General features: G+C 50.8%; 17 protein-coding genes and 1 tRNA gene. 11 read left to right on the forward strand and 7 right to left on the reverse strand.

Annotated elements, in window-relative coordinates; genetic code table 11:
• Positions 1-23 precede the first annotated feature (23 nt).
• Complete coding sequence (locus B7982_RS12680; protein WP_233138550.1) at positions 24-791, forward strand: hypothetical protein; 768 nt, start codon at positions 24-26, stop codon at positions 789-791.
• 90 nt (positions 792-881) lie between these two features.
• On the opposite strand, the gene B7982_RS12685 is transcribed toward B7982_RS12680, so the two are convergent.
• Positions 882-953: transfer RNA gene (locus B7982_RS12685), tRNA-Gly, on the reverse strand.
• A 157-nt stretch (positions 954-1,110) separates the two neighbouring features.
• On the opposite strand from B7982_RS12685, the gene infC reads away from it, so the two are divergent.
• Genes infC through rplT form a run of 3 tightly spaced genes read left to right on the forward strand, consistent with a single transcriptional unit; the run spans position 1,111 to position 2,276 of the window.
• Complete coding sequence (infC, locus tag B7982_RS12690) at positions 1,111-1,695, forward strand: translation initiation factor IF-3 (protein WP_014545554.1); 585 nt, start codon at positions 1,111-1,113, stop codon at positions 1,693-1,695.
• A gap of 21 nt (positions 1,696-1,716) precedes the next feature.
• On the forward strand, positions 1,717-1,914 hold the full coding sequence (rpmI, locus tag B7982_RS12695) for a 50S ribosomal protein L35 (RefSeq protein ID WP_014545553.1): 198 nt from the start codon (positions 1,717-1,719) through the stop codon (positions 1,912-1,914).
• Positions 1,915-1,925: 11 nt separating this feature from the next.
• Positions 1,926-2,276 carry a 50S ribosomal protein L20 gene (rplT, locus tag B7982_RS12700; protein ID WP_014545552.1) on the forward strand — a complete coding sequence of 117 codons (351 nt, stop codon included), beginning with the start codon at positions 1,926-1,928 and terminating at the stop codon, positions 2,274-2,276.
• Positions 2,277-2,597: 321 nt separating this feature from the next.
• On the opposite strand, the gene B7982_RS12705 is transcribed toward rplT, so the two are convergent.
• Positions 2,598-3,869: a pitrilysin family protein gene (locus B7982_RS12705; protein WP_088661068.1), complete on the reverse strand. Its 1,272-nt coding sequence runs from the start codon at positions 3,867-3,869 to the stop codon at positions 2,598-2,600.
• Between the two features lie 169 nt (positions 3,870-4,038).
• On the opposite strand from B7982_RS12705, the gene B7982_RS12710 reads away from it, so the two are divergent.
• The 4 genes from B7982_RS12710 to B7982_RS12725 all read left to right on the forward strand — a co-directional run bounded on the left by B7982_RS12710 (position 4,039) and on the right by B7982_RS12725 (position 11,028).
• Entirely contained in the window at positions 4,039-6,360 is a 2,322-nt protein-coding gene (locus B7982_RS12710; RefSeq protein ID WP_088661069.1) for an NADP-dependent malic enzyme, read from the forward strand.
• A 209-nt stretch (positions 6,361-6,569) separates the two neighbouring features.
• The gene (locus B7982_RS12715; protein ID WP_088661070.1) at positions 6,570-7,403 is read left to right on the forward strand and encodes a TIGR02147 family protein; all 834 of its coding nucleotides are present in this window, start codon (positions 6,570-6,572) and stop codon (positions 7,401-7,403) included.
• 1 nt (position 7,404) lies between these two features.
• Positions 7,405-9,477: a hypothetical protein gene (locus tag B7982_RS12720; protein WP_088661071.1), complete on the forward strand. Its 2,073-nt coding sequence runs from the start codon at positions 7,405-7,407 to the stop codon at positions 9,475-9,477.
• Between the two features lie 9 nt (positions 9,478-9,486).
• Complete coding sequence (locus tag B7982_RS12725; protein ID WP_088661072.1) at positions 9,487-11,028, forward strand: hypothetical protein; 1,542 nt, start codon at positions 9,487-9,489, stop codon at positions 11,026-11,028.
• A gap of 131 nt (positions 11,029-11,159) precedes the next feature.
• On the opposite strand, the gene B7982_RS12730 is transcribed toward B7982_RS12725, so the two are convergent.
• The 4 genes from B7982_RS12730 to B7982_RS12745 form a co-directional block, all read right to left on the reverse strand.
• On the reverse strand, positions 11,160-13,340 hold the full coding sequence (locus B7982_RS12730; RefSeq protein WP_088661073.1) for a glycoside hydrolase family 5 protein: 2,181 nt from the start codon (positions 13,338-13,340) through the stop codon (positions 11,160-11,162).
• Between the two features lie 306 nt (positions 13,341-13,646).
• Positions 13,647-16,520, reverse strand: a complete 2,874-nt coding sequence (gene polA / locus B7982_RS12735; protein WP_088661074.1) for a DNA polymerase I — start codon at positions 16,518-16,520, stop codon at positions 13,647-13,649.
• Between the two features lie 51 nt (positions 16,521-16,571).
• Entirely contained in the window at positions 16,572-18,239 is a 1,668-nt protein-coding gene (locus B7982_RS12740; protein WP_088661075.1) for an NAD(P)H-hydrate dehydratase, read from the reverse strand.
• Positions 18,240-18,251: 12 nt separating this feature from the next.
• Positions 18,252-19,064 carry a porin family protein gene (locus B7982_RS12745; protein WP_088661076.1) on the reverse strand — a complete coding sequence of 271 codons (813 nt, stop codon included), beginning with the start codon at positions 19,062-19,064 and terminating at the stop codon, positions 18,252-18,254.
• A gap of 195 nt (positions 19,065-19,259) precedes the next feature.
• On the opposite strand from B7982_RS12745, the gene B7982_RS12750 reads away from it, so the two are divergent.
• On the forward strand, positions 19,260-19,580 hold the full coding sequence (locus tag B7982_RS12750) for a helix-turn-helix transcriptional regulator (protein WP_088661077.1): 321 nt from the start codon (positions 19,260-19,262) through the stop codon (positions 19,578-19,580).
• Between the two features lie 2 nt (positions 19,581-19,582).
• A complete protein-coding gene (locus tag B7982_RS12755; RefSeq protein WP_088661078.1) occupies positions 19,583-21,112 on the forward strand; it encodes an SO_0444 family Cu/Zn efflux transporter in 1,530 nt (509 codons plus the stop codon).
• A 53-nt stretch (positions 21,113-21,165) separates the two neighbouring features.
• Here B7982_RS12755 and B7982_RS12760 read toward each other — a convergent pair whose 3' ends face one another.
• Complete coding sequence (locus B7982_RS12760) at positions 21,166-23,784, reverse strand: RNA helicase (RefSeq protein ID WP_088661079.1); 2,619 nt, start codon at positions 23,782-23,784, stop codon at positions 21,166-21,168.
• 63 nt (positions 23,785-23,847) lie between these two features.
• Between B7982_RS12760 and rfbA the strand changes: the two genes are divergently transcribed.
• Positions 23,848-24,735, forward strand: a complete 888-nt coding sequence (rfbA, locus tag B7982_RS12765) for a glucose-1-phosphate thymidylyltransferase RfbA (RefSeq protein ID WP_014545539.1) — start codon at positions 23,848-23,850, stop codon at positions 24,733-24,735.
• Positions 24,736-24,737: the final 2 nt, after the last annotated feature.

The following is a 24,737-nucleotide window of genomic DNA, read 5'->3' on the forward strand; positions in this document are numbered from 1 at the left end:
CAAAAGTCCTAATGGCGTTGGTTATGGCTTGTTCGACACTTTGTTGGGCGGACTGCCATACCCTTGATCTTTCTGTAATGATTGCAAAGGATTTTATGGTCGTTGGCGCTAAGGGCGGTTTTTCGCCTAATATTTTTTATACAACATTGTCTGACCGATATGGAAAGCGCTATGTGACGCTCCATCGCGAAAGCGCTGATGATCCTGGACGCATTATGTGGGCGTTGTACTCTGAAAAGAATGGTGTGCTTGATAGCGTAATCGTTGATAAGAACCATAAGATGTATAATGCTGTTGGGCTTGGAGAAGGTGGAATAATGCCGCCTCCATTGAAGAAAAAGTTGAAACTCCGTAGCGACAATGTTGTTGTGGCTCCGTTGTCTGCTCTTGATGAAGTTGCCTGGAATTTGGTTGAATATCGCAAGAACGCCGAAGACCGTCCTGATACGAATGATATTCTTTTTGTGTTGGAACCAAATGGTAATCGTGAAGAATTCCTCCAGTGGCTTCGTTCTTATAAGCCGTTGGTGCAAGCGGCTAAAAATATTGGATTCTCGTTTTTGACGTTTGGATTGTTGAATGACACTGATTCTAGCTATGGCGATTGGGCGACTCTGTCCAAGGATATGTACGATGCCGTGGGTGTGAGAATGCCGTCTCAAGACGAACTAAAAAAGCATAAGAGGTGTTCCTGCACTCTAGGGGATGCACTGGAGGCGGTTCCTGCAACACCATATTCAAGAGGGGTGCTTGAGATTTTGAAAGGTGTAGGAAACCCTCAAAACAAGTGACTTGCTAAAAATGCTGTTGAAAAACAAAAAAAAAGACCTCTCGTGAGAGAGGTTGGTGCAAAAAAAAGACCTCCCAAAGGGAGGTCTAAGAGCGGCGGACCGGGATCGAACCGGCAACCATTAGCTTGGAAGGCTAAGGCTCTACCATTGAGCTACCGCCGCGAGCATGGACAATTATACAAAAATATTGCGCTTTTTAAAGGGGTTCTTAAAAAAAGTTGTTGGAAAAATATGAAAAAAATTCTAAATTTACGCTCGCATTAACAAAACAATCATATCAGAGGTAGCATACTTGTTCCCTAATCCGCGCGATCGTCGCATGCCCAACCGTCCCAGCGATGGGACCCGTATCAACGAAGATATCCATATCTCTCCGATTCGTCTCGTGAAAGAAGATGGCGAAGCTATCATCATCGAGACGAGCAAGGCATTGCAGATGGCGAAAGACGCCGGACTGGACCTTGTGGAAGTCTCCCCGAATGCTAAGCCGCCTGTCTGCCGCATCATCAACTACGGCAAGTACAAGTTCGAACAACTGAAGAAGGCTAAGGCCGCAAAGGCCAAGCAGCACGTGGTGAAGCTCAAGGAAATCAAGATGCACCCGAAGACTGCCGAGAACGACTACCAGTACCGCATCAAGCAGGCTGGCGAGTTCTTGCAGGACGGTATGAAGGTGAAGCTTATCATGCAGTTCCGTGGACGCGAAATGGCGCACATGGACTACGGCAAGCGCCTTATGGAACGCGCCAAGGAAGACTTGGCCCCGTTTGGCGATTTGGAAATGGATTCGCGGGTGGAAGGCAACACAATGCTTTCTATCTACGGTCCAAAACGTGGTGCCGGTAAGAAACAAGACCAGGCACCGAAGCCCGTAACCGAGCCAAAGGCAGCAGGTGAGGCTTAACTATTAACCTACGAGGTAAAAATGCCTAAGATGAAAACTCACAGCGGTGCTAAGAAGCGCTTCCGCGTGACTGGTTCCGGCCATGTCAAGTTCAAGCGCGCTGGTATGCGCCACATTCAAGCTAAGATGAACACTAAGCGTAAGCGTAACCTTCGTAAGGGCGCTCTCGTTAAGAAAGTCGATACCTATCATGTCAAGCGTCTGCTTGTCGTAGCATAAGGAGAGTAAGAATGCCACGCGCAAAAACTAGAGTTCCTTCCCGCGAACGCCGCAAAAAAATCCTCAAGGCCGCCAAGGGTTACTATGGCCGCCGCAAGTCGAACCTTCGCCTTGCTATTGACGCCGTTGCCCACGCTGGTCAGTATGCCTATGCACACCGCCGCGACAAGAAGGGTGATTTCCGCTCTCTGTGGATCACTCGCTTGAACGCTGCTGTTCGTGAATTCGGCATCAGCTATAGCCAGTTCATTTACAAGCTTTCCAAGGCTAACATCAACATGAACCGCAAGGTTCTCGCTGACTTGGCCGTCGCCGATCCGGCAGCATTTGCTAAGGTCGTCGAAATCGTGAAGGCTGCTTAAGTTCTGACTTAGCGAAAACGCGAGAAATTCGCCCTGCTCCTTGCGAGTGGGGCGTTTTTTACATTTAAGGCGATGGCCAAGTGTGAGCCGGAGTCGCCAGGCGTAAGCTGGCGATGTAGGCGAGAGCATGCGAATGGTCGGAGTCTCGTTTTTTGATCAATGAGCATGCGGTCGTGTCCCGCCGTCGCCGATCCGGCAGCATTTGCTAAGGTCGTCGAAATCGTGAAGGCTGCTTAAGTCCTGACTTAGCGAAAACGCGGGGTACTTTTTGTATTTGCGTTGAAAATACCGTCCCCGGAACGGAGTCCGGGGTGACACGTGCTAGAACAAATCTATGTCGAGGACGGTCTTCTTTTTGCTCTTGGGTTCGACTATAGCGATGGAATATTTTGCCGTACTGAGCAAGCGGTTGACGGTTGCGAGGACTTCGTCTTCGGTGATGGAACGTATTTGCTTTTCGGCGTATTCCATGGTGTGGAACTCGCCGAGGTGGAGCGTCTGTTCCGCCATGCGGATTACGCGCTTTTCGGGACTGTCTGCACCGAGGTGGAGCCCGCCGAGAATGTTCGTCTTGGTGCGTTCGAGTTCATCCTTGATGAACCCGTGACGCAGGAACTTCTTGACTTCGGCGATAGAAAGCGCAAGGGCGGTCTTGAGCTGGTGCGGCTCGGTTGCAAGCGAAATGCCCCAGTCCACGCAGTCCTTGTAAAGGTCTGCGGTGGAATACACGGAGTAGGCGAGGCCTTTGTCTTCGCGAATTTTTTGGAACAGGCGCGATGCCATGCCGGCACCCATCGCAACGTTGAAAAGCGAGAATGCACAACGGTCGCGGTCGCTCATCAGCGAACGGTCGAAACTCAAACCCCAGAAAAGGTTCGATTGTGTGATGTCGCTTTTCTGTACAATCTTGATACCTTGATTCGGCGTATAGATATCTTCGGGGGTTGTTCCGTTGATCTTTTTTTGTTCAAATTTTTTAGCACAAAGTTCTACGAGTTCTTCGTGCTTGACTTTACCCGAAGCGCAAACGTAGAGCGGAATTTCGTCGGTGACTTGATGCCCGTACTTGAGCATTTGCTTGCGCGTGAGGGACTGGACTTGCTTGACGTTCCCGGTGATGGAATGCGCGATGCCGCAGCCCCTGAAATGAATGGCGTTAAAGATGTCACCTACGAGTTCTTCGGGAATGTCATCGTAGCTGTGGACTTCCTCGATGATGACGTGGCGCTCCTTTTCCATTTCTTTCTTGTCGAAGCGCGGGTGCATGAGCATGTCCGAAATCACGTCAATGGCAAGCGGCATGTCGCTGCTTTCGACTTGCGCATAAAAGCCTGTCTCCTGGCGGGTCGTGTACGCTTCGAGATTCCCGCCGCGGTCTTCGATGGCGTGCGCAATTTCAAGCGCAGTGCGGTTCTCTGTTCCCTTGAAAACGAGGTGCTCGTAAAAATGGCTGAGTCCGAATTCATCGCTTGCTTCGTGACGGCTCCCGCGCGGGACCCAAACACCGACGGCTGCCGAATAGGCGTGCGGCATGTAATCTGTTAAGATGGTAATTCCGTTTTCGAGGACTGTCTGTTTGATGTTTTGTTTCATTTTTTGTAATACGCGCGTCGTATGGGAGCTAAAAGTATTATTTGCGGCTTAACTATAGCAATTTTGGGTAAAAATGTAACAAAAAACACATTTTTGGCACCCTTTTATTGTTGTGTAAATTTTTCTAAATTTTGCGCGAAAATAATGTTATGACTCACAGGAGAACGAAATGGGAAAAGACTTAAAGGAAATGGCTCTCCAATACCATTCCATGGGCAAGCCGGGCAAGATCGAAATCGTGCCTACCAAGCCGCACAGCACACAGACGGACTTGGGCCTTGCATACACGCCGGGCGTGGCTTCACCGTGTCTTGAAATCGAAAAAGACCAGAACCTCGCTTACGAATACACGGGCAAGGGCAACCTCGTCGCTGTGATTAGTAACGGTACGGCTGTGCTTGGTCTCGGCGATATTGGCGCACTCGCTGGTAAGCCGGTGATGGAAGGCAAGGCCTTGCTTTTCAAGATTTATGCGGGCATTGACGTGTTCGACATCGAAATCAACGAAAAGGATCCGAAAAAGTTTATCGAAATCGTGAAGGGCATTGCCCCGACGTTTGGTGGCATCAACCTCGAAGACATTAAGGCTCCGGAATGCTTTGAAATCGAAGACACGCTCAAGGCTGAGCTTGATATTCCGGTGATGCACGATGACCAGCATGGTACGGCTATCATTTCTTCTGCAGGCCTCTTGAACGCTATCGAAGTTGCTGGCAAGAGCATTCGCAACGTAAAGATGGTTGTGAACGGCGCAGGCGCTGCCGCTTGCGCTTGCACGAGACTTTATCTGTCTCTCGGTCTCAAGAAAGAAAATCTTGTGATGTGCGATAGCAAGGGCGTTATCCGCAAGGACCGCAAGGGCCTCACCGAAGCAAAGGCTTTCTTTGCTACGGAACGCACCGACATCGAAACTCTCGAAGATGCCATGAAGGGCGCAGACGTGTTCGTTGGCCTCTCCAAGGGTAACATCCTCACTCGCGAAATGGTCCGCAGCATGGCCGACCAGCCGATTGTCTTTGCTCTTGCAAACCCGACTCCGGAAATCAGCTACGAAGAAGCTATGGCAAGCCGTGGCGACCTCATCTTTGCAACGGGCCGTAGCGACTATCCGAACCAGGTGAACAACGTTATCGGTTTCCCGTACATTTTCCGTGGCGCTCTCGACGTGCGTGCAACGACGATTAACGAACACATGAAGCACGCCGCTGTCCGCGCGATTGCCGCTCTCGCTCACAAGCCGGTTCCGGATGTGGTGAACATTGCATACAATGCACAGCGCTTCACGTTCGGTAAGGAATACTTGATTCCGAAGCCGCTTGACCCGCGCCTCCTCACGGAAGTTTCTATCGCTGTGGCTAAGGCTGCTATCGAAAGTGGTGTGGCTCGCAAGCCGATTACCGATTGGGATGCTTACTACGATCGCCTCCGCGACATGATGGGTTATGACAACAAGCTCATCCGTCAGTTCAGCGATACCGCTCGCAGCAACCCGAAGCGCGTCGTGTTTGCCGAAAGCAACCTCAATATGCTCAAGGCTGCTGTCCAGGCTCAGGCCGAAGGCATTGCACACCCGATTATGCTTGGCAACCCGGAACGCATCCAGATGATTGCCCAGCGCGAACAGCTCGACCTCACGGGCATCAAGATTGTGAACCCGCGTTCTCCGGAAGAATTCGAACGTCGCCGCAACTACGCCGCTATCTACGCTGAAGAAAACGGCCGCAATGGCGTGACCTTCGAAGAAGCTCGTGACGATATGTTTGAACCGAACCACTTCGGTATGATGATGGTGAAGGTCGGCGATGCCGATGCGCTCATTTCCGGTGGCTATTCCAAGTATTCCGAAACGATTGAACTTGCTAAGGAAATTATCGGTATTCGTCCGGAATACAAGCACTTTGGCGCTATGCATATCCTCAGCACTAAGAAGGGTACGTTCTTCTTGGCCGATACGCTCGTGAACCGCGATCCGGATGCCGAAACGCTCGTCGATATCGTGAAACTCACGCACGATGCTGTCCGCTTCTTCGCTCACGAACCGGTGATGGCAATGCTTAGCTACGCAAACTTCGGTAGCGACAAGGAAGCTGCTCGCGGCACTGTGAACAAGGTCCGCGAAGCCGTGAAGACGATTCACGAACAGTATCCGGATTACGTTCTCGATGGCGAAATGCAGGTGAACGTGGCTCTTGACAAGGATCTTCGCGATACGAAGTATCCGTTCAACAAGATCAAGGGCCAGACCGTGAACACGCTTATCTTCCCGTGCCTATCTTCTGCAAATACCACTTGCAAGATGCTCTTGGAAATGGGCGTTGGCGAATCCATCGGTCCTGTGCAGATGGGCTTGAACAAGCCGGTTCACTTCACCGACTCCGACGCTTCTGTCCACGATATCTTCAACTTGACCGTTGCCGCTGTCATCGACGCCATCGTTCAGGAAAAGAAGGACGAAGAAAAGAGCAAGAAGAAGTTCGACAAGATCTGGTAATCGGCGCATTTCGCGCTCGCGATTCTAGTCGCTTTTTAAAAGTCGCCGCGGGTAAAACTGCGGCGATTTTTGTATACAGTACAGTGTGTACTATATGGTATAAAATTGCGTTTTTATATTAAATAAAATTGCTTAAAATTGAAGAATTTTAAAGAAATTGTACTATGAAATATTGACGTGGAAATAGTCGGAAAGGTATATTTATAAGTATGAAGCCGATTGTTGAATATCAGGACTACCACGCTTTTTTGAGCGACTACTATGAAGAACGTAAGAGAACTTCTGCGTTCTCGTGGCGCGAGTTTGCCAAAATTGCGGGTTTTGTCTCGCCGTCGTACCTCAAGATGGTTTGCGAGGGCAGGACGAAATTGAGCAAGGTGACCATGGGGCGTGTGGCCCAGGCAATTGGGCTTGTGGGTTACGAGGTCGAATATTTTGAAACGATGGTGCTGTTTGGTAATGCCAAGAATGACGAACAAAAGAAAACGTTCTTGGAACAAATGCATTCGATATCTTTGGCCCATAAGGTCCGCATTGTAGATAAAGATGCGTTTGAGTATTACGATACCTGGAAAAATCCGGTGGTGCGAGAGTTGGCGCCTTTGATGCCGGGAGCGATGCCGGGCGATATTGCAAAGGCCTGTGCGCAAGATGTTTCGGCGCTAGATGTCCGCAAGTCGCTCTCTTTCCTGGAACGTGCAGGATTCCTGAAACAAGTTCGCGAGAATGTTTACGAACAAACTGAAAAGTCTGTGGAAGGCTCCAAGGAAGGATTGCCGCTTGCCATCCGCTCCATGCATCGTGCCATGGGAAATTTGGCGGTAGATTCTCTGAACCGCTTTACGCCGGACGTGCGAAACGTTACGGGAATTACGATGGGTGTGAATCGTGAGGCGTACGAAAAAATTGTCGCAGTGCTTGACGAGTGCCGCAAAAAGATTACTGAAATTGCAAATGAGTGTAGCGATATCACGCAAGTTTACAGATTGAATTTACAGCTGTTTCCGCTGTCAAAGGAAATTGTGAAAAAAGAGGAGGCGTAAAATGGAGAATAAACTTTATGCGGCGTGCGGTGCTGTGGCGCTAGCGTTGTGGGCTGCAGCCTGTTCGGACGATAGTGTCTCTGGGACATCGGTGGAACCGAATACGATTGCGCTTAGCTCGTCAAGTTATTCGTCGAGCAGCGGGACTTTCCCAAGGGATGGTCAACCAAGACTATGTCGCTTGTCTGAAATGGAAAATGCGCCTGCCGGTTGCGACTGGTTTGCAGAAATGTGGAATCCGGAATCTGGAAACCGCGTCCATACTGGTTTTGATAACGGAACGAATACGTCTGGTATTTGGTATTGGACGTTGGATACAAACGAAGTTCTGATTCCAAGTGTTTTATGGACGGGAACTGCTCGACAAGATTACGATTCTTTGGCCATGAGCGATGTGATTGAACTTTGCGGTGGTTCTATTTGCGGCAAGGCGCGTTTTAATGCGGTTGATGGCGTAAATGGTTTTGACTATGAATTTATGAGTGTGGAAAAGCCTGCGTCCGTTGATATCGCTTTTAGCATGGCAGGTAAAAACGCATCTGGGCGATTTGATCAAGTTGACGCTAGTGGGTTAGGCGGTTTTTGTGTGGGCTATGCGTCAAACGGCTTAATCACGATGTCTCTTGATTTTAGCGATTCTGTCGATGCTTTGTTGGGTGATGAAATTTATAGAGTAATACTGAATAGAACTACGGTCAATGAAAAATTGAACGACTCGGACTATCGTGAAGAATGCTTTGCGTGGGCCGATTTTGCGAATTATGCCAAAAACGTTGTACGTGATGGTGAGCCTGCCGTTAGCGTTGAAAATGCGGTAAAGCATTTAGTTGGAGTCCACTTTAAGATAAACGGCTATTACGATAAGTCGACTTTGTCTTTTAAGATTGTTCGATTCGGGCGCTTTGCTACTGCGAATGGTCGAAAAGCGCTGGATGGTGAAAGCCTCCCGGTAGTTGATGAATCCTGCCTTACTCCGACTGTTGTTGAACATTTCTGCGAGTGCAATTATGCGGATTCCAATGCTGCCTATGAAGGTACCCGTTTAGGGCATTTGAATGCGGTTGATGAGGCTAGGGGAATTTGGGGGCAGAGCTTGTTAGCAGAAAATACATGCGTCAATGCAATGTGGATGCGTTCTACATTGGAAATGCCTCTCATCACGACGGAGAATCGGCCTTGCGACAATGCGCAACCCAAGATTATGCAATGCGCCGACGGCTCGTTCCGTTATTCTCCAGAATTTGCGTCTGTGAAATCGCGATATGATGATATTGTTGAAGAAAATGCACTTGCCAGAAAGCAGGTTCTTTTGGATCGTGTTGATAGCTGCATGAATTTGTCCTCATCATCGGTTAGCAACTCGAGCAGTTCTTCGTTCTTCCCGTGTTGCACGCTTCCTTCGGGCGATGGAGATTTGTGGAACGGGTATACTGTAGATGTTGATGTCGGGAACTTTGTTGAATCGCGCAGGGATGACGTGAAATATGGGGTCTGGTTCTTGGCTACTGATACCATTGATGGGGGCAAGTCCGATGTGTATTGGCCGGTGAATTTTGGCGATGACTTTAATGAAGGTGCGATTGAACCGTTGATTGATCATTGCGGAGGTGTCTGCGGAACGGCTGTCTTGGATGAGGGAACGTTGTCTTACCAGCCGTATGTGGTTATTGGATTTTCGTTGGCGATTGATGAATATGGAGCGGGCAAATCTATCCCTATTGATGTTTCGAATTGGGGTGGAATTTGCGTTAGCTATACGTCGACTATTTCGCTTAATGTTGAACTGGATGTGGGTGATTCGTTAAGCTTTTTGCTTGGCTTTGCTTTGCCGACGGCGCCTCTTTCGAAGTCTGCAAGCTTTAACAAAAAATGCTTTGAATGGAGTGATTTTAAATTGCCTTCGTGGGCGAAATCTTCACCTAATGTAGACCAGGATTGGCTAAAAACTTCTGGATGGCTGGATAGCGCTGGTGTGTTGGCGTCCAAGCATTTGGCGAAGGTGAATTTCAAGATGCAGTCAGCACCTGGGATGTATGAGTTCAATATTATGTCGATTGGAACGAATCGCAAATAGGGAGGGAATATGAATAAGAAACTTTATACGGCATGCGGTGCGGCGGCAATTGCGCTTGTGGCATGTTCCGATGATAACGGCCGCCTTGTCGGAACTTCGGTCGAACCGAATACAATCGGGGAGCTTTCATCAAGTTCGGTGGATACTCCTTCGTCCAGTTCTTTTGATGCTCGCGAAGGCGACTTGTGGAATCCGAGCGCAGGCGGCTTCTCGCTCAATGTCGCTCGCTACGCCGCAAAGCTTCCCGCGAATGCAAAAGCGGATGGCCATTGGACTTTGGAATCGGATGCTGAAAAGGGCGGAACGTCTTCTGTGGTCTGGCCGACTGATTTGGTCGGTGTACAGGATGAACGGACCGTTGTCGAATCGTGCGATGGCATTTGCGGAACGGTATCCTTGGCGAAGCATTCCTTGACTTATAATCCGTTTGCGGGTGTTGGCTTTACGCTTGCAAAGGACGACAATGGCAAGCCTGTTCCTGTCGATGTTACGGATTGGGAAGGCGTTTGCATTACGTACGAATCGGAGGCGGCACCTGCTTTGGAATTGGATTTGGGCGATTCCGTGAATGCGTTGCTTGGAGAAGCGTTGCCTGCGGTTGCCTTGTCCAAGACGGTAACTACGGGGCCTGTGACAAAGTGCTTTAAGTGGAGCGATTTTAAGTATCCTGCTTGGATTGCCGCCGTTGCGGGTGTCCCGGAATACTGGCTTGAAAATTCTGGAGAAAAGGCCGCTAAGCAACTGGTCGCATTCAGATTCGTGATCTCAGCCTCTCCTGGAGAGTACAAGTTCAATATCAAGAGCTTGGGAACGCTTGCGGATTTTCAGGCGAATCAAGGCGAAAGCTCGTCAAGTGCGGAACCGGCTGTGGTAAATCCTGCGGACCTGTGGGACGGAGCTGCGGGTGATAAGACTGTCAAGACGGGGCTCTATGCGGATGATTCCTGGAAATCTCTAGCAAAGGGCAAGTGGTATGACTATACGGACCAAAATTCGTCTTTTGGCTGGTGGAAGTACAAGGCGTATGATGACCATAACGGCTTTTACTTTGAACAGGTGATTGATGAATGTGGCGGCCTGTGCAGTAGCGTCAAGCTTGTTGGGACGGCTGAGGTGGATCCGGTGGCGCTCTTCGGTTTCCAACTGGTGAATAATGAATCGGGCGTGGTCAAGGCTGTCGATATCACAAACTGGAACGGCGTCTGCGTTACTTATAAAACGGATATTCCCATAGTGCTCGATTTGGATCCTGTTTCGCTGGAGGTGGATTTCGATACGGCATCGGCAGGATTTGTAGTTGAAGAAGATGACTATGAAATTTACAAGTGGCCATCTGTAACGTTACCGGTGACTTCTGGAGAATCGACCATGTGCTATGCGTGGGATGATTTTAAACAAGCTTACCTGGACAAAGTTCCGAATGGCGAAAAGTATAAAACAACAGTTGAAAATGTGCTCAAGCGAGTCGTTACCATAAGGTTCATTATAACGGGTAAAGCGGGCGATAAAGGAAACTTCTTCCTGAAAGCGCTTGGAACGAATCGCAAATAGAAAGCGGAAAATTGTTAGGAGGAAAAGAAAAAGGGCTCGGCGATTGCCGAGCCCTTTCCCCTAAACAACAGGAGATTTGTCTCTCTGTTATTCCCTTGCAGTAAACACTCCAACATGCAAGGGGTTTTAAGTTAGCGGAGGCGGACTTGCTGTACGCTCTTCTGGCTGCCCATCTTGACGATGAGGACTGCAGCGCCGCGTGCACTTGTGCTCAACTGGACTTCGTTTGCACCGACGTGGGCATTGAAGTTCTTCTGAGCGATGACCTGGCCCATGGAGTTCATGAGCATAGCCGTACCGCGAGTAGCTCTGTTGGCATTGAACATTGCCGTGACGGAGCCTTGAGCGACGTTCAGGCGGAGACCCGTTGCCTTGGCGGCGACGGCCTTGATGGCGGAGGAGCCGGAACCGGAGACGGCGACAATCTTGCCAGATGCGGTACCTTCAGTAGAGGGCTTCTTGTCAAAGTCGTCAATCATTTCGGTCGTGCCGTCAGCCTTGATGCCCTTGATGTAGTCAATCGTAATGGTGCCGGAAACCTGCGTGCCGTAAAGGTTGAGGCCGATAGCGTTAGCAGAGTTGAGGCCTGTGGGTTCGGTGCGGAAGTCTGTCCACTTGATCTGGAATGTCTGGAACGTGGTGGCGTCAAGTTGCTGGTCGGCCTGTTCCAAAACGCTAGCGTCGAACCATGCCCATGCGCTGCCAGTCATCATGAAGAGGTCCATGGAGGTCCAGCCGTATTCGCCGCAGCCGTCGCTTGCGCCAGTGCAAGGACCTGCAGAAGCGACTTCGCCCTTCATGCGGATTTCGAGGCCGACGTACTTGGAAAGATCCTTAGCGGTGCCGGAGAGGTTGATGCGGAGTGTGCCGGTTTCGCTAGAGTCAGCGGTCTTGCTCGTGTAGGTGATGAGGACGCCCTTGCCGTCTGCGGTTTCAGGAACTTCGTTTTCTTTGACGAGGCTGTCGAGGTTGCTCTTGTTGTTGCCTTCCATGCCGTATGCCTTCTGCAAAGCGTTCAGGACATCCGGGTCGAGAATTTCATAGGTGCCCTTCTGGCGGGTGATGATGGTCATGTTGCCGTCGTCTTCAGCACCGGTGTCCCAAACGTAAGGAACGATGCCGTTAGCCTTGGCGTTCTTAGCGACTTCACCGTAGAAGAGGGCGCGGCCCTGCAAATGGAGCTTGAGGTTTGCGGCGTCGGTAATCTGACCGGTGCGCTTGATGGCGCCGAGTTCACCGATAATTACAGGAATGCCCTTGTCGCAGAACATCGTCTTGAGTTCGCCGAAAGCCTTTGCAATCTGGTTCGGGGTGCCGAGAGCGGAGTTGTCGATGCTCTTGCTGTAAACGTTCCAGCCCATGTTGTGTTCCTTGTCATTCGTGCTGGAAAGTCCGGTGTAGTAATAATACTGCTTGCCCCAATCTTCATCGGCGGTCATGAGGGAGTACTGATACGGATAGTAGTGGACTTCGGCCATCATGTAGCCTTCGCCAGCCGGGTCGGTCGGCCAGCTAGTGCTGAGCATCGGAGCGTTATCCATTTCGGTACGCGGAGCCTGCACAATCAAGGTACGGGTGTCGTTGTTGCCACCTGCGCTACGCACGGAAGTGATGAATGCGTCGTAGTAGCCCTTCAAAATCTGCATACGGGAGTTATCGAATGCCCACTGGCCGCTGGAACCCCACGGGTCGTTCACGCCCGGTTCGTTGGCGCCTGCGAAGAGGAGGTGTTCATCATAGTCTTTGAAGTAAGATGCAATCTGAGACCAGAAAGCGGCTTGGCGAGCCTTGGTCGTTGCGGAAGAGTTGGCGATGTCGCCGGAACCGCTACGCGGATTGGCCGTGCCTTCATAAACGCGGTCTTCGAGCCAGCCTTCGTCCCAGTGGGAGTTCAAGACGACGTACATGCCTTCGGCGATGACCATGTCCACCACGTCCTTCACCTGCTTGAGCCATGCGGCGTCAATGGTCGGGGTGGTAAAGTCGGCGGCCTTGCCTACGTGAGTGTAGCTGCCGTTGTCTGCGGTACCGCCGTTTGCGGCGATGTCTTTGGTAAGAGCGTCAGAATGAGAATACCAGGCACAAGGAATACGCACGGTATTGAAACCGGCTGCCTTGATGGCCTTGATGTAGCCGGCGGTCGGGAGCGGGTTGCCCCATGCAGTCGGATTTTCCGGCACTTCCATGGTGTTGCCGATATTATAACCCATGCCCATCGGTTCGACCAATGCGGTTGCCTTGGGGAGGGCGGCGAATGCTGATGCTGCCATGAGAAGCGAGCTGCATGCGATGCCAAAGGTATTCAATCTCATGTCTAAGACTCCTTGTTGAGACTTGTGATTGGGTGCCTTATTTTGTGAAATTTAAGTGATTTTAGAAATTTTTTGAGAACATTTTCGAGCGTTTTTGCCCAATTTCAAACATCCCTTTTCTCATACACTCAAGAATACACCCGTTGTACGCCTAGTAATATATATGAAAAAGGCTTGAAACGCAACTGAAAAATTATTTACATAGAAATAAATAACAAGTTTGTAAGAACAAACGTGGTTAAAATCACATTCGTTTGAGAACTTTTTTTGAGAACATTTGGAGCAGCGCGGGTGAGATTCGCCGCCTTAATGCGCCTCTAACCAGTTTTTGCCGAATCCGACGCTAGCGACGAGTGGAACTTTAAGTTCCATTGCACCTTCCATTTCGGACTTGACCATGGCAGAAAGTTCTTCGACCTGGTCCTTCGGGCATTCGAACACGAGTTCATCGTGCACCTGGAGCATCATGCGGAGCGGGAGGTTCTCATCGTTGATGCGCTTTTGGATACGGATCATGGCAATCTTGATGAGGTCGGCGGCGCTCCCTTGCACGGGGGTGTTCACGGCCATGCGTTCGGCCATTTGCGATTCCATGCGGTCGGAACTGTCGATGCCTGCAATGTAGCGGCGGCGGCCGGAAAGCGTTTCGACATAGCCGTTTCGGTGGGCGGCGGCCTTGGTGTCGTCGATGAACTTTTGCACGCCCTGGTACATTTCGAAGTAGCCATCGATGAAGCTCTTGGCCTGTGCCATCGGGATTTTCAGGTCGCGGGAGAGACGGAAGGCGGTCATGCCGTAGAGCACGCCGAAGTTCACGACCTTCGCGTCGCGGCGCATATCGGCGGTTACGTCTTCGAGGCTTACGCGGTTGATGGCTGCTGCCGTGCGGGCGTGGATGTCGATGCCTTCCTTGTAGCTTTCGATGAGCGCTTCATCTCCGCTCAGGTGGGCAAGCATGCGGAGTTCAATTTGCGAGTAGTCTACCGCGAGAATCACGTTGTTCGGATTCTGCGGAACGAATGCGGCGCGGATTTGCTTGCCGAGGTCGCTACGGACGGGGATGTTTTGCAAGTTCGGGTCGCGGCTCGAGAGGCGGCCTGTTGCTGTACCCCACTGGATAAAGCTCGTGTGGATGCGCTTGGTATCCGGATTCACAAGTGTCGGGAGCACGGAAACGTAGGTGCTCTGCATCTTCTTGAGTTCGCGGTACTCGATGACGGCGAAAACAATCGGGTGTGCGCTGCGGAAGCTGAGTTCTTCGAGGACGGCGGCATCGGTGCTGCGCTTTTTGATTTCGGGGAGGCCGAGCGTGTCAAAGAGAACTTCGCCGAGCTGCTTGGGAGAGCCGATGTTAAATTCGCAGCCTGCCATGTCGCAGATTTCTTTTTCGAGCTTTTCGATGCGGTGTTCCAAATCGGTCTGCAATTTCTTGAGAATCTTCGTGTCGACGAATGCGCCAACGCCTTCCATCTGGTAAAGTACCTTGAGGAGCGGCATTTCCTGGCTGAAGAAGTACTTTTCGTAGTCGTACTTCTGGAGCTTGGCGCGGAGCGGTGCCCAGAGGCGGAGCGTATACACGGCGTCTTCGGCGCCGTATTCGGTCGCGTCCTTGATGGGCGTGCGGTTGAACGTGATTTGGTTCTTGCCGCGTCCGATGAGATTCTCGATCGGGATCATCTCGTGCTGCAAAAGCTGCATGACCTGATTGTCGAGACCGAGCCCGGTTTGGCCTGGCGAGAGCATCCAGGCGGCGATGAGCGTATCGATGATGTTGGCGGAATCGATTTGCTTTTGCGTGAGTCCAAAGGTGCGGGCGAGAACGTGTAAGTCGAATTTGGCGTTGTGGAATACAAGGGAACGCTTCGATTTTTTGTCGGAGTGTGCGCAAGAATCGTTCCAGAATTCAACGAACCACTTCTTTGTTACGTTAAAGTCGAAGTTGCCACCTTTGCCGGCGGGGTACGGGAATCCGATATCGTCGGTATGCCCGAGCGGAATGTAGTAGCCCTTGGGAACGCTACCGTCTTTTGCGGCGGCCGCAAGGCAAAGCCCGACAATGTTGCATTGCATCGGGTCGAGTCCGTCTGTTTCGGTGTCAATGCCGATTTCGGTCGCTTCGTCGAATTCCTTTTTCATCTGTTCGAAAGTTTCTTCGTTATCAACGCAGATGTAGGTGGGCGGGAGGTCGGCCGGGAAACTTGCTTTTACGACTTTGCCGGATTCGCTAGAATCGCCGGCCGCGTCGTCGGAAGAGTCGCTAGATTCGCCGCTATCGTCTTTGCGCACAAAACCGGTTTTGCTCGGAACGTTTTCGAGCAAGCGAATCAGGCTGTTGATTTCGTGTTCCCTGAAAATGTTCTCGAGAGTATCGCTGTGGATACCGCAGAATTCGAGAGCGTCGAGGTTACCGTGGTAGGCGCGCTTTGTTTGTAGCGTCACGAGTTCGCGGCTGAGGAACGCTTGTTCTTTGTTGTTCGCGAGATTGTCGTGCAAACCTTTCTTCTTGATGTTGTCGAGGTTTGCATAAATGTTGTCCATATCGCCGTATTCGGTCAACAGCTGGATGGCGGTCTTTGGGCCGACTTTCGGGACGCCTGGGACGTTGTCACTCGAGTCGCCCATGAGGGCGAGGTAGTCACGGATTTTTTCAGGAGGAATGCCGTATTTTTCGAGGACTTGCTGCGGTCCAAAATCGATGCCGTCGGCGCCTTTTTCCAAATGGAAAAGGTGGATCTTGTCGGTCACGATTTGCGACATGTCCTTGTCTTTGCTGATGATGACAACGTGGTCGAAACCGGCGTTGACGGCGGCTTCGGCGGCACTTGCCATCACGTCGTCGGCTTCGTAGCCGGGTTCCGACAAAAGTGGGATGCCGCTGGCTTCCATCGATTCGCAGAGAAGCGGCATCTGTGCCGCCATTTCTTCGGGCATGGGGCCGCGATTGGCCTTGTAGTCCGGGTAAAGTTCGTGGCGGAAAGTCTTTGTGTGCGCGACATCGCGGGCAATCGCAAAATGCGTGGGCTTGTGCTTTGCTAAAATGCGGAGAACTGCACCCCAGTAGCCGTGCATCATGGAAACGTCTTCGCCCTTGCTGTTGACGAGCGGGTTCTGGCTGTAAGCGTAGAACATGCGGAACGCAAGTGCGAAAGAATCGAGAAGTAGTAAAGTCTTTTCTGCCATGCTAGGGAATGTAGCAATTTGCAAAAAAGAGCCGAGGCGAGGAAAAAGAAATTAAAACGCTTTGTGCAAATTCTTGATGATGTCGCTCGGGAGCATGCTGAATGCGCCGAGTTCTTCGCGCGTGATGCGACCTGCTTTCTGGTGCAAAAGAGCGCCGAGTACGGCCGCTTCGGTTGCTGCCAAGCCTTGTGCAAGGAGTGCTACGATGATGCCGGAAAGAACGTCGCCACTACCGCCCTTTGCCATACCGGAATTCGCAACGGGAATGATATAAATGTTGCCATCGGGGGAGGCGATATACGTTGGGGCGCCTTTTAGCAAAATGACTTTGTTTGTGCTGGTGGCGATTTCTCTTAAACGGTTCGGAATGGCGGTGCTGTTTGGAAGCTCTCCGAAGAGTCTTGCGAATTCTCGCACGTGCGGCGTCAGAATGGCGGGCTGCTGTAAATTGCGCAGGTATTCGTTGACTGCCTGAATTGTTGACTTCTCGTCATGAAATACCATGCCGCATCTGGGTTCTGCGTCGTCTAACATTGCGATTGCATTTAAAGCATCGGCGTCAATGACTGTTGGAACCTTGAACTGCGGGAGTAATGCGAGGACTGCTTCAACCGTGCCGAAGTTTGTTGAAAGGCCTGGGCCAATGGCGATTGCGCTTGCGTGTTTTGCTCGATCCAATAACGTTGTAATGTTTTCGTGCCGTAGCGTTCCGCGGTGCACTGAGTCTTTGCCGAAATCGTCTAGACTGCAAAAAACGGGTTCAGAAAGTTTTGCTTGGATAATCGGCGCAATAGCTTCGGTCGTTGCGAGCGTCACAAGTCCTGCACCACTGCGGAGGGCTGCCTCAGTGCAAAGCGTTGCGGCGCCCGGCATGTCCTTGGAGCCTGCGATGATAAACGCCGTTCCTTGATTTCGCTTGTCTCCCCATTCGTTACGTTGGGGTAAAAGTTGCGAAATAGAATTTTCTGTGATGAGGTAATTCTTTTCATCAAATTGCTTGATGACTTCGTCGGGGTAGTTCAGTGGAGCGACGACAGCTTTCCCGAATGCAGGGCCGCCTTCTTTTGTGTAAGCGTCCAAACGCGGAAATCCGAACAACATTGTTTCATTCGCTTGAATGCAAATGTTGTTTCGAACATGCGTTGCAGAATCGTAACCGGTAGGGGCGTCTGCGGCGATGACGGGTAGCCCGCTTTCATTGATGATTTGTGCCGCAGTTGCAAATTCCGTGCGGAGCTCGCCTTTGGCTCCGTTTCCGAGCATGCAATCGACGATGAGCTTGAATCCTTCGTGCAAAAGGAGTGAGGCTTGCTTGGGTTCTTCGGTGATTTTCTTGAAATCAAAAAGAGAACCACCTGCTTGCGAAAAATCGTCAAGAGCTAATTTGGCTTCGTTCTTGAATTTGCTTTCTGGAGCAAGACTAAAGACGGTGCTTTGAATACCGGCCTGCAAAAGGTGCTTCGCGAGTACAAGTCCGTCTCCGCCATTATTCCCACCGCCAATAAAAATTGCGATGGGGGCGAGCGCTTTTGCTTGAACGAACTTAAATAGCGCAAGCCCGGCCTCTTGCATTAACGTGTATCCGCTTTGGATGACGTCTTTTTCAGAAGGTTCGCTCGTGGTCTCTTTTGCTAAAAATTCTTTTGATGCGGCATCGAGCTTGCGCATGCCTTCGGTAGAAAGAATCGGTTGCAAATTTAAAGACAGGAGCGAACGCATTTTTATTTTAGCTTAAATGAACCAGTAGGTAATGCCAAGCTTGAACATCATCGTGTGGGCGCCCTTCAAGTTGGAGAAGGAACACTTGACGCTACGCTTGGGCTTAGAACCTTCAAAATCATCTGCGTTGAGTTCGTCAAAATATTTTACATCGGGGAATACTTCGTTGAATCCCATGTACCAACGGAAGCCGACGCTTAAATTGTCGAGGATGTAGTATCCGCCACCGATGTTGATACCAAGTTCAACAGGAGATGCTTCGATGTTTTCGAAATTGTCGTAAGCACCACTTTCGTTTTCGATTTTGTAGTTTCCGCTAGTGTTGATGGAAATCTGCGGGCCGACTTCAAGATAGAATGCTTTCGTGATTTCGCCACGCACGTAGAATGCGAAGTCGAGGAAAGTCATGTCGAAGTTTCTTGTGTAATCGTCATCGCCGTGATCGAGGTAGAAAAGACGGAAGGCGATTTCTGGAGTGAATGTGAGTCCGCTAATGATGGGGAATTTGGCTGCAACGCCGAAATCACCGCCGAAACCAGTGGGCTCGTCAAGGTCGTCGAGGTTCTTGAATCCCCAGAAGTTGCCGTAGATGAACGAGGCTCGTGCACCGAAACCGATAGTTTTTTTCTTCGGAGCGACGGTTGCTTGCTGATCGTCGATGGGCATGGCTTCGTTGTTTTGTGCTTCAGGAGCAACTGCTTGCTGGTTGGTTACTTGAGCCGGGGCGGCTTGCTGTGTGTACTCGGTGGGCTGATCAATCGGTTGTGCCGTTGCGATTGCCGTTGCGCAAAGCGCGGTCAAAATACCTGCTGCGAATTTCTTCATAAAAACTCCTTTTTATGGCGTCCCTAGTGGTGGACCCTAACTTGTAATGAAAATATAATAAAGAAAAACTTTGGTTTGTGTCGTAATAGACGTTATTGCGCCATTTTGGAGTGGATAATCCCTTGCCGTATTGAATGAAAATATGTATATATGAATTGTTGTTCATATATTTAAACTATTAAAACAGGTATAAATATGCATAAAGAACCGAATACGCAAAATATTTCGCTCGATACGCTTTTTGAACTGTCTGAATTTTTCAAGTTCTTTGGCGATACGACGCGCATTCGCGTGATTCATTTGCTGCTTTCGGGCGAGATGTCTGTAAGTGCCATTGCCGAAAAGCTGAATCTTGAACAGTCCGTGGTGAGCCACCAGCTGCGCATCTTGCGCACGGCGAATCTTGTGAAGCCGACTCGTGACGGCCGCAAGATTTATTACTCGCTAGATGATGAGCACATTGGTGAGATTTTCAATACGGGTCTTGCTCACATTTTGCATAAGAAGAGGGTCTAAAAATGAACTTGGTTACTGATTTTGTCTGGGAGTTTATCACACTTTTTTCGGAGATGGCTCCGTTTTTGCTGCTAGGTTTTTTGCTTGCGGGAATTTTGCATGTCTGGGTGCCGAATCATTTGTACGTGCCTAAAATTGCAAAGTCAAATTTTGCGTCGGTGCTCTGGGCGGCAATCTTTGGCGTCCCGCTCCCGATTTGTAGTTGCGGCGTGATTCCGACTTCGATTGCAATTCGCAAGGAAGGCGCTAGCAAGGGCGCTAGCGTGAGTTTCTTGATTTCGACTCCTGCGACGGGAGTGGATTCCATCTTGGCAACGTATTCGCTGTTGGGACTCCCGTTCGCTATTTTGCGCCCTGTGGCTGCGTTTGTGACGGCGTTGTTTGGCGGTGTGCTGACGAACTTTGCAACTCGCGGAGAAACGGATCGTAACGAATCTGCTGGGAATGCGGCTGTGGGTGCGCATGGCGATTCGGCAAAACACGAACATCATCATGAACATCATCACGATCACGAACATCATCATGAACACGAACATTGCGGTTGTTGCTGTGAAGATGATTATGACGCGCCTGCAACAACGTTCTCGAGAAAGATTAAAGAGACGTTCCGCTATGGCCTTGTGAATATGGTGGGCGATGTGAGCAAATGGCTCATGATTGGTCTTGTGCTTGGTGCATTAATCTCTGCTTTTGTCCCAAATGAACTGTTCCTTGCATTGCGTGAATACCCAATTCTCTGCATGGTCTGCGTGCTGCTTTTGGCAATGCCGATGTACACGTGCGCCACGGGTTCTATCCCGCTTGCACTTGCGCTTGTGGCGAAGGGGATTACTCCGGGTGCAGCTCTTGTGCTTTTGATGGCTGGGCCTGCAACGAGTATCGCTTCGATGCTTGTGGTCGGTAAGGCTTTTGGCAAGCGTACGCTCGTGGCATACTTGTTCTCGATTGCTTTTGGCGCGATGTTCTTTGGCTTTATCGTCGATACGTTCTTTATGGATACGTTCCTCTCGGCGATGCTCCCGCAAGGTGCTGCAGATTGCCATGGGCACGGGGCTTTAGGCGTGTTCGATTACGTTTGCGCTGGACTCTTGGCCGCATTTATGCTGTATGCAAAGTTTGCGCACAAGGGGTGTGACGGTCATTGCGGTTGTGGCTGCGGTTGCGGAGATTCTTGCAAGTGCGCGGACTCTTGCGAAGATGATCACGATCATGACCACTGCGAATGCGGCGAATCTTGTGAATGCCATGAACACGGCGAACATGACCATCATCACGGCGCTTCGGCAGGCTCAGCGACCTTGGCGCATTCCGAGCCTGTCTCTAAAACGTATCGCGTGAACGGCATGAATTGCAGCCACTGCAAGGCGTGCGTTGAAAAGGCGGTTCGCCCGCTCGATGGAGTCGTATTTGCCGAAGCCGATGTTGCTAGCAAGTCGTTGCACGTGGAATGGCACGACGATGATGATATCGACATGGCCTCTTTAAAGACTGCTGTTGAAGAAGCTGGCTTTGAATTTGTCGGCGAGGCTTAAATTTAAACTTCGCTTAAAACGGAGATGCCCGCTTTCGCGGGCATGACAATGTATTAAACTTCGCCGATTCTTGCAAGCTTTAACAATGGCATTCCGGCTTCTCGGCTTTCGTCGAGATTGACCGTGAAATCAATGCTCCAGTCGTTGAATCCTTCTTCGTCCTGGAGCATTTGCTGTATCTGCATAATGTTCCCTTCGTACGTGACGATGGTATGGGTGAGGGAGCGTCCTTCCACATCCATGCGGAACTTGTGATGCTCGGCAGTGTAGGCGGCCATCGTTTCGATGAGCCGTTTTTCTGTCCACGGGGTTCCTTCATCATCCGCCAAAAGTTCGCCTTCGGCAAGGTCGTCGGCGAGGCTGTCCAGTACATCCGAGAAATCTTGCTTTTGCAAGCTCATCATAATCTGGAAAATGCGCTGGCGTACCATGTTGAGGAATCGCTTCTTGTCGTAGGTAATGTCGGCGGCAGCCTTGTCTGCACCGAATGCCTTTTCGACTTCGTCTTCGGAAGCGCCTTCGTCCAAGCGTTTCTGGTAATCTTCCGGGTGTGCCATCTTTTCCCATTCTTCGAGCAAACTGGAGTCCACGCGACGGATCATTTCGCCGAGGTAGTCCTGCATTTCCAGGAGTTCTTCGTTCTTGTAGCCGTCAGGCACAGTCTGCGAAAGTACTTTGTAAACTCCGTTCAAGTGGCGGAGCAAAATCGCTTCCATGCGCTGCAGGTTGTACTGCTTCACGTAACCGCTAAACGTCGTGAAATTCTCGAACATCTCGCGCACAATGGACTTGGGCTCAATGTTTTCATCCACCCACGGGTGGATATCGGCGAATGCGTTGAAGGTGTCGTAAATGAAGTCTCGCAACGGCTTCGGGTATTCGACTTTTTCAAGTTCTTCGAGGCGCTGGTTGTATTCCATGCCTTGCGCCTTGAGCTCGTTCATGCGGGCATCGCGAGCCTTGCTCTGCTGGATGCGCAAAATCGCTTCGGGATTCTCGAGAATACTTTCGCACAAGGTAATCACGTCCAGTGCGTATTCCGGCGAATCTTTGTCGAGCTTTGGTAGCGTGTCGAGCAGGTAAAGCGAAAGCGGTTGGTTCATCGAGAAGTCGTCTTGCAAGTTCATGTTCACGCGCAAGTGGCTGTAGCCTTCGGCAACAGCGGGCACGAACTCGATAATCTTTTTTTCGACGAGACTCCTGAACAGCAAAAAGGCGCGGTGCTGCAACTGCTTCTTGCTCGCTGCACTTTCGTGGCAATCCTTGAGGAGCGCACGCATGGCGCGACAACCGTCCGTCGGGCGGCTCAAGATGTTCAAAAGCATCCCGTGATTCACCTGGAAGCTTGATGTCAGCGGTTCCGGAGATGCGTCAATCAATCGCTTGAACGTGTTCTCGTCAAACGGAATGTAACCGTGTTCAGGCGGCTTTCTCTTTTGGAATTTTTTTCCTGTCGTACGCGACTTCGCTTCGAGTTTCAGATTTTCGATGACATGTTCTGGCGCTTGTGCGACAACGTAGCCGACATTGTCAAAACCTTTACGGCCTGCGCGACCTGCAATCTGGTGGAAATCTCGTGCTGTCAAAATGGCGGTCTTGTCGCCGCTGTACTTGCAGAGCTGTGTGAAAAGGACTGTGCGGATTGGAACGTTCACGCCCACGCCAAGCGTGTCTGTTCCGCAAATGACCTTGAGCAAACCTTGTTGGGCGAGCTTTTCGCAGAGAATGCGGTACTTCGGCAAAAGCCCCGCGTGGTGGAGTCCGATGCCCTGCTTGAGCCAGCGCTTGACATCCGGACCATACGGGCTTGCAAAACGGACTTCCTTAATCGCTTCGTTGATCTTGACTTTTTCTTCTTTGGTGCAGAGGTCAAGACTCATAAAGTTTTGCGCATTGCTTGCCGCAGCCGCTTGCGTAAAATGGACGACGTAAACAGGAGCCTTGCCCTCGTTCACAAGCTTTTGCACTTCGGTCGAAATTTCGGTGGTGCTGTAGCTAAAGTCGAGCGGTACCGGGCGTTGCGTGGAGCGGACGGTTACGGACTCGCGGCCCGTGTGCTTAGTCATGTCGCGTTCGAAAAATTCCGTAGCGCCAACGGTGGCACTCATCAAGAGGAATCTCGATTGCGGGAGCGTCAAAAGTGGAACTTGCCAGGCGACACCGCGTTCCTTGTCGCTATAGTAATGGAACTCGTCCATCACGATGTCTGTAATGGTGAGTGTTTCGCCTTCGCAGAGCGCCATGTTCGAAAGAATTTCTGCTGTGCAGCAGATAATGGGGGCGTCGCGGTTGACGGTGGCGTCGCCGGTCGAAAGCCCGACGTTTTCTGCGCCGAATTCCTTGCAGAGCGCCATCCACTTCTCGTTCACGAGCGCCTTGATGGGGCAGGTGTAAACGCTACGGCGGTTGTGCACAAGACTATCAAAATGGAGCGCCAATGCGACCATGGACTTTCCGCTTCCGGTGGGCGTATTTAGAATGACGTTCTTGCCGTCCAAAAGTTCCAAAATAGCTTCTTCTTGCGCTGGGTACAACGTAGTCCCACGGGCTTCTGCCCATGCCATAAATTGTTCCAAAACGTCTTCAGACGAAATATCGGAACGGTGTCCATTGAACTTTTCGACCAGTTCGTTCAAAAAATCTTTGAGAATCCGCTTGTTTTGCTCTGCCATAATGGCTCAAAGATAATATTAATCGTAAGAAGTTTTCTATTTTCGAATGTAAGGAGATTTGTTATGAAAGGAATCGTACTTGCTGGAGGCTCCGGCACTCGTCTGTATCCGCTCACGATGGTCACATCGAAGCAACTTTTGCCGGTCTATGACAAGCCCATGATTTATTACCCGCTTTCGACCTTGATGTTGGCGGGCATTCGTGACATTCTCATCATCTCGACGCCGACGGATTTGCCGAACTTTGAACGCTTGCTCGGTGACGGCTCTGCCATGGGCCTCAACTTGAGCTACAAAGTGCAGCCGAGTCCGGATGGACTTGCCCAGGCTTTCATTTTGGGCGAAGAATTTATCGGTAACGATTGCTGCGCGATGGTTCTCGGCGATAACATCTTCTACGGAAACGGTTTCAGTCAACTTTTGAAGGCTGCTGTCAAGAACGCCGAAGAAAATGGCCGTGCAAGTGTGTTCGGTTATTACGTCGAAGACCCGGAACGTTTTGGCGTTGTGGAATTCGACGATAACGGCAAGGTGATTTCTGTTGAAGAAAAACCGAAGGAACCGAAGAGCAATTACGCCATTACGGGGCTTTACTTCTATGACAATCGCGTGGCCGGATTTGCCAAGGTGCAAAAGCCGAGCGCTCGTGGTGAACTTGAAATTACCGACCTCAACAAGACGTACCTCGACAAGGGCGAACTTGACGTGAAACTCCTCGGCCGCGGTTTTGCTTGGCTCGACACCGGCACGATGGATAGCCTTATCGAAGCCGGTGAGTTCGTGAAAATGGTCGAAAACCGCCAGGGCATCCAGATTTCTGCCATCGAAGAAATTGCATACAAGAACGGCTGGATTAGCAAGGAAAAACTCTTGGAATCTGCCGCCAAGTACGGCAAGTCTCCTTACGGCCAGCACCTCAAGAAGGTCGCCGAAGGCAAGATCCATTACTAAAG

Source organism: Fibrobacter sp. UWB2 (assembly GCF_002210425.1).
In the GTDB taxonomy this organism is placed as follows: domain Bacteria; phylum Fibrobacterota; class Fibrobacteria; order Fibrobacterales; family Fibrobacteraceae; genus Fibrobacter; species Fibrobacter elongatus.

Bases quoted from the DNA above. Each gene is read 5' to 3' on its own strand.
- B7982_RS12680 (WP_233138550.1), top strand. From the start codon at position 24: ATGGCTTGTTCGACACTTTGTTGGGCGGACTGCCATACCCTTGATCTT.
- infC (WP_014545554.1), top strand. From the start codon at position 1,111: ATGCCCAACCGTCCCAGCGATGGGACCCGTATCAACGAAGATATCCAT.
- rpmI (WP_014545553.1), top strand. From the start codon at position 1,717: ATGCCTAAGATGAAAACTCACAGCGGTGCTAAGAAGCGCTTCCGCGTG.
- rplT (WP_014545552.1), top strand. From the start codon at position 1,926: ATGCCACGCGCAAAAACTAGAGTTCCTTCCCGCGAACGCCGCAAAAAA.
- B7982_RS12705 (WP_088661068.1), bottom strand. From the start codon at position 3,869: ATGAAACAAAACATCAAACAGACAGTCCTCGAAAACGGAATTACCATC.
- B7982_RS12710 (WP_088661069.1), top strand. From the start codon at position 4,039: ATGGGAAAAGACTTAAAGGAAATGGCTCTCCAATACCATTCCATGGGC.
- B7982_RS12715 (WP_088661070.1), top strand. From the start codon at position 6,570: ATGAAGCCGATTGTTGAATATCAGGACTACCACGCTTTTTTGAGCGAC.
- B7982_RS12720 (WP_088661071.1), top strand. From the start codon at position 7,405: ATGGAGAATAAACTTTATGCGGCGTGCGGTGCTGTGGCGCTAGCGTTG.
- B7982_RS12725 (WP_088661072.1), top strand. From the start codon at position 9,487: ATGAATAAGAAACTTTATACGGCATGCGGTGCGGCGGCAATTGCGCTT.
- B7982_RS12730 (WP_088661073.1), bottom strand. From the start codon at position 13,340: ATGAGATTGAATACCTTTGGCATCGCATGCAGCTCGCTTCTCATGGCA.
- polA (WP_088661074.1), bottom strand. From the start codon at position 16,520: ATGGCAGAAAAGACTTTACTACTTCTCGATTCTTTCGCACTTGCGTTC.
- B7982_RS12740 (WP_088661075.1), bottom strand. From the start codon at position 18,239: ATGCGTTCGCTCCTGTCTTTAAATTTGCAACCGATTCTTTCTACCGAA.
- B7982_RS12745 (WP_088661076.1), bottom strand. From the start codon at position 19,064: ATGAAGAAATTCGCAGCAGGTATTTTGACCGCGCTTTGCGCAACGGCA.
- B7982_RS12750 (WP_088661077.1), top strand. From the start codon at position 19,260: ATGCATAAAGAACCGAATACGCAAAATATTTCGCTCGATACGCTTTTT.
- B7982_RS12755 (WP_088661078.1), top strand. From the start codon at position 19,583: ATGAACTTGGTTACTGATTTTGTCTGGGAGTTTATCACACTTTTTTCG.
- B7982_RS12760 (WP_088661079.1), bottom strand. From the start codon at position 23,784: ATGGCAGAGCAAAACAAGCGGATTCTCAAAGATTTTTTGAACGAACTG.
- rfbA (WP_014545539.1), top strand. From the start codon at position 23,848: ATGAAAGGAATCGTACTTGCTGGAGGCTCCGGCACTCGTCTGTATCCG.